The sequence below is a fragment of the Bacteroidia bacterium genome, assembly GCA_026932145.1.
GTDB lineage: Bacteria > Bacteroidota > Bacteroidia > J057 > JAIXKT01 > JAIXKT01.
Genome location: JAIXKT010000026.1, coordinates 30,406 through 34,079, shown reverse-complemented (window position 1 = coordinate 34,079; position 3,674 = coordinate 30,406). Strand labels below are relative to the sequence as shown.

Genomic DNA, 3,674 nt, shown 5'->3' with positions numbered 1-3,674 from the left:
GGCGAGCGGTGCGAGCCGCAGCCGGCGCAAAGCCCAGGCGTATCTTAGACAAAATCAGGTCAAGCGCTGCGTTGAGCGACATTTGTTTTGGATGGGAGTGTTTGCGCAGCAAAACACGAAGAACAAAACTACGCCGCAGGCGTAATGTCGCTCAACGGTTCTCGGCTTGGTGCAGTGCGGGATTTTTACCACAAACTTTGATACGAAGCAGAAACTTCAAATATACCACAAATGTTGATACGAAGAATGTCGCCCCGCATTGCACCAAACCGATGTTGGCAGCTGGCATACTTTGGGTTGTCCGTATGTTGGTCAATTACTTTCATAGTAATTTTTTACGTTTCAACTTATTTGGTATTCAGTTTTTCCGCAAATGCAATAATATGTCCGTCAGGGTCTGCAAAATAGCAAACTTTGTCGCCCCAATCTCTATCTTCAATGGGACTGATAAGTTTTGCTCCAATTTTAGTTGCATTGTCAAACTCCTGTTCTATGTTGTCAACGTAAAAATAAAGTTCGCATCTCGGTATTCCGTTTCCTTCGTCAGGGTGTGGCGTTTTCTCTGCAAGGATTTTTGCAATTCCTTTGTTTGGCATTAACCCTAATTTGCAGTTTTCGGCAAGATTAAATTCGGTCATTCCCGGAACGTTTAAATCGGGATTTTGACGGAATAATTTTGTGTAAAAGTCCGCACTTGCTTGTTGGTCGTTTACATAAAGTATGGTTTCTATAAGTTGGATATGTTTCATTTTAAAAATTGAGGTTGAATCATTTGCTTGTAAACTGTCTGATTGCACCAGACTGGTTTTATTGTCCAAACTATTATTGCAAGAGAAAATAACGATAGCTAATGCAAAAAATAGAAAACAATTTATCAGTCTGTATAATTTGTTCGTCTTAGCTGTCATTTCCCTTTTTGCTAAATATTTATTCGTTATTGCTGTCGTCATAGTCCGTTACATTTATTACTTATTTATGATAAATTTCTCGTTGGCAAAAGTTCCGTTATGCTCTATCCGTATAATATAAACTCCGTTTACAAATTCTGTTGTATTGATTATGGTTTGTTCGTTTTCGGTATTGACAATTTTGTAAACAGTTTTTCCGCTAATGTCCGTAATCTGTATTGTTGAACCTTTTGGAATATTGTCAATGTTTATTTCATTTTTAGTCGGGTTGGGAAAAATAGAGTAGTTGTTTTCTATTATTTCCGTTGCTACACTTGATAAGGTTTGGCTAAAAGGAATGGTATCGCAGCCGCAACCTACCATACGAACCTGAATTTCTGAAACGGAAGGCAATGTAGTAATATTGGTATTCAATATAAATGTTTGTAGCTCGCCATTTGTATTCGGGTCGTCCCAATGCAGACAATAACAATTCGTAGCTGCAAGAGTGTCAAAAGGAGCAACGGCTCTGACAACTATCATTTCAGAGTACAAGCAACCTGTTAAATCATAAGCACAACTATAACAAGTATTTCGGGTAGTAATTAACAAATCGCCTGCTGTATCTATGTTTATTGATTCAACCGTTAAATCATTGCAGTCGGGATAGGCTTGCCCCAAAGCATTGCCCGATATGAATACCGCTATTAAAAAAGGAAGTATATTTTTCATACAATAAAAATTAAAATCTCCTGATGATATATTTTTGTGTGGTTCATTTTTTTATTCTTTCTCGTCCCAAAATTCAAAGTTTTCAATTTCTGAAAATTTTGCGTTTATATATTTGAACTTGCTTTTATACCTGTGTTTTAATCCTGTTTTTTCATTATCTCCTCCGTAAAGGGAATCGTCATTTTCTGCGGCATAAAATTCATAATTAAACTCTTTTACAGTACTGTCGTAGTCAAAAACTTTTAAATCATAATATCTTCCGTCATATTTCGCAATCAGTTCTGTATTTATTGAATTTTTGTCAAGCTGTATCGTAAGAGCCAATAAAACTTTGCAAGTATTGCAAACTTGTACACCTCCAATTACAAAATATTTTTGAGTCAGACTGTCGAGCAGATATATTTGCCCATACGTTGAAGTTGCCAATGCTTCTGATGCCTCTCCGCTAAAAAGCTCTGCTTTGACAGTTCCATTTGAAAGTCTGTAATGAATAATCGTTTTACTTGTCCGATATGAGCCTCCTGTTTTCTCATCAATTGAAAAGAAATAAATTCTGTTGTCATCGGATTTTGAAAGCATCAGTTCTTCTTCCGTAAAAAGAGTTTCAATTTGATAGTTTAAAATTCGTTTGTCGTTCAATACTTTTAACAAATGGATTGTGATTTCGTTACTTAGTGAATCTATGAGTTCAAAGTTGTTTTCAGTGTCAGAAAACGGAGATAGCGTTTGATAGTATTTAAGCAGAGCATTAATTTGTTCAGTTTGTTTAATAAAGTCGTCTTTCTTTTTAGATTTATTTTTATTGCTGACTTGTCCGTATGTCTGAATACTTAGAAAGAATAAAATCAATATTATTAATGGCTTCTTCATTGTTGATTGGAATTATTAAATGATTTTCTTTCCGTGCATTCTTAGCAGCCAGCCTAAATGTCCGCAATGTACCCCTTCGTGTCTGATACAATGATTGATGATTATTCGTTTAGAATCGCCAATACTGAATTGTAGCCCGACATTATTTTTATTATCCAGTTCTTTATCAGGTAAATTGTTTAATAGTTCTAAACTCTGTTTATGAATTTCATCAAAGGTTTCAAGGGATTCGCTGTATGCAGGGAATTTGGAAGCGTCAGGATAATCAGAACCTATTTGAAAATTTTGTAGCCATTCCTTTTTTATTCCCTTGCCTCCAACGCCATTTAAAATCAAAAAGTTTTCTGCCCAAGCAAGGTGGCATACTAAATGTATATTATTAGTTGTAAAGTTATCTATTGAAAATTGTTTTTCAACATCAACGTCTTTTGTATGATGCAGGTAGAATTGAGTTAATTGTCTTGCGTTATTGAGCGTGTTAGCAAGGGTTTTGGATTCAATGTTTGCTGTCATTTCTATTTAGTTTCCTGTTTGTATAGACGAATTATTTATGAAATAAGTTGGACGATAGATAAATTTATTTTGTTCCATTGCTATGCTAATTGTTGACCATTGCTTTAAAATCAGTGTTTTTATTTCTTAAATCCAACCCTCCTTCATATACGGATTTTAAATTTACAAGGTAAAATGACCAACCCGAATCACACCCCAGACGAATATTCTGCTTTGAATTGTCGTCTGTCGGGATATTGCTTTGTGTAAGCTCAACGATTACGAAGCCGTCTTTTTCACTCAGCTTTACTTCAACAATACATTCTCCTGCAAATAAGAACTGAATAAAGTCTTTTTCATTGGTATGAATGATTTTTCCCGTTTCCGTAAAGTCTTGGGCATACCAACTCCATTCGTAAGTCTGTCCGCTTTTGATGTTTTCGGTAGCAGAAACAGTTTTATTATCTGTGTCAAAATACACAGCTTTGCTTAAAAACCATTTTTCTATTTCTACTGCCTTTGTCCAAGCATTGTAGATGTCTGAAATTGTAGATTTAACTGCAATTCTTTTTGTAAATGTTGTCCAATTAAAATGTTCCATATTTGTCGGTTTGTATTCTGCGGTCGGTTTTCAATGCTTGCTGCCAACGCAGCGCTTGACGAAGTTCCGAGAAAAAAAAGAGAAGACCAAAA

Annotated in this window: 5 protein-coding genes; all 5 read right to left on the bottom strand. The window is 35.5% G+C overall.

The window, feature by feature from the left end; all coding sequences use genetic code 11:
* Nucleotides 1-347: 347 nt before the first annotated feature.
* The 5 genes from LC115_07190 to LC115_07170 all read right to left on the bottom strand — a co-directional run bounded on the left by LC115_07190 (nucleotide 348) and on the right by LC115_07170 (nucleotide 3,582).
* Nucleotides 348-749, bottom strand: a complete 402-nt coding sequence (locus tag LC115_07190) for a VOC family protein (GenBank protein MCZ2356459.1) — start codon at nucleotides 747-749, stop codon at nucleotides 348-350.
* Nucleotides 750-965: 216 nt separating this feature from the next.
* Nucleotides 966-1,619, bottom strand: coding sequence for a T9SS type A sorting domain-containing protein (locus LC115_07185; protein MCZ2356458.1), 654 nt, complete (start codon nucleotides 1,617-1,619; stop codon nucleotides 966-968).
* A 51-nt stretch (nucleotides 1,620-1,670) separates the two neighbouring features.
* Nucleotides 1,671-2,489 carry a hypothetical protein gene (locus LC115_07180; protein MCZ2356457.1) on the bottom strand — a complete coding sequence of 273 codons (819 nt, stop codon included), beginning with the start codon at nucleotides 2,487-2,489 and terminating at the stop codon, nucleotides 1,671-1,673.
* A 15-nt stretch (nucleotides 2,490-2,504) separates the two neighbouring features.
* Complete coding sequence (locus LC115_07175; GenBank protein ID MCZ2356456.1) at nucleotides 2,505-3,002, bottom strand: DinB family protein; 498 nt, start codon at nucleotides 3,000-3,002, stop codon at nucleotides 2,505-2,507.
* Nucleotides 3,003-3,087: 85 nt separating this feature from the next.
* Nucleotides 3,088-3,582 carry an SRPBCC domain-containing protein gene (locus LC115_07170; protein MCZ2356455.1) on the bottom strand — a complete coding sequence of 165 codons (495 nt, stop codon included), beginning with the start codon at nucleotides 3,580-3,582 and terminating at the stop codon, nucleotides 3,088-3,090.
* Between the last annotated feature and the right edge of the window lie 92 nt (nucleotides 3,583-3,674).

Coding starts and splice junctions, on each gene's coding strand:
- LC115_07190 (MCZ2356459.1), bottom strand. CDS start 749: ATGAAACATATCCAACTTATAGAAACCATACTTTATGTAAACGACCAA.
- LC115_07185 (MCZ2356458.1), bottom strand. CDS start 1,619: ATGAAAAATATACTTCCTTTTTTAATAGCGGTATTCATATCGGGCAAT.
- LC115_07180 (MCZ2356457.1), bottom strand. CDS start 2,489: ATGAAGAAGCCATTAATAATATTGATTTTATTCTTTCTAAGTATTCAG.
- LC115_07175 (MCZ2356456.1), bottom strand. CDS start 3,002: ATGACAGCAAACATTGAATCCAAAACCCTTGCTAACACGCTCAATAAC.
- LC115_07170 (MCZ2356455.1), bottom strand. CDS start 3,582: ATGGAACATTTTAATTGGACAACATTTACAAAAAGAATTGCAGTTAAA.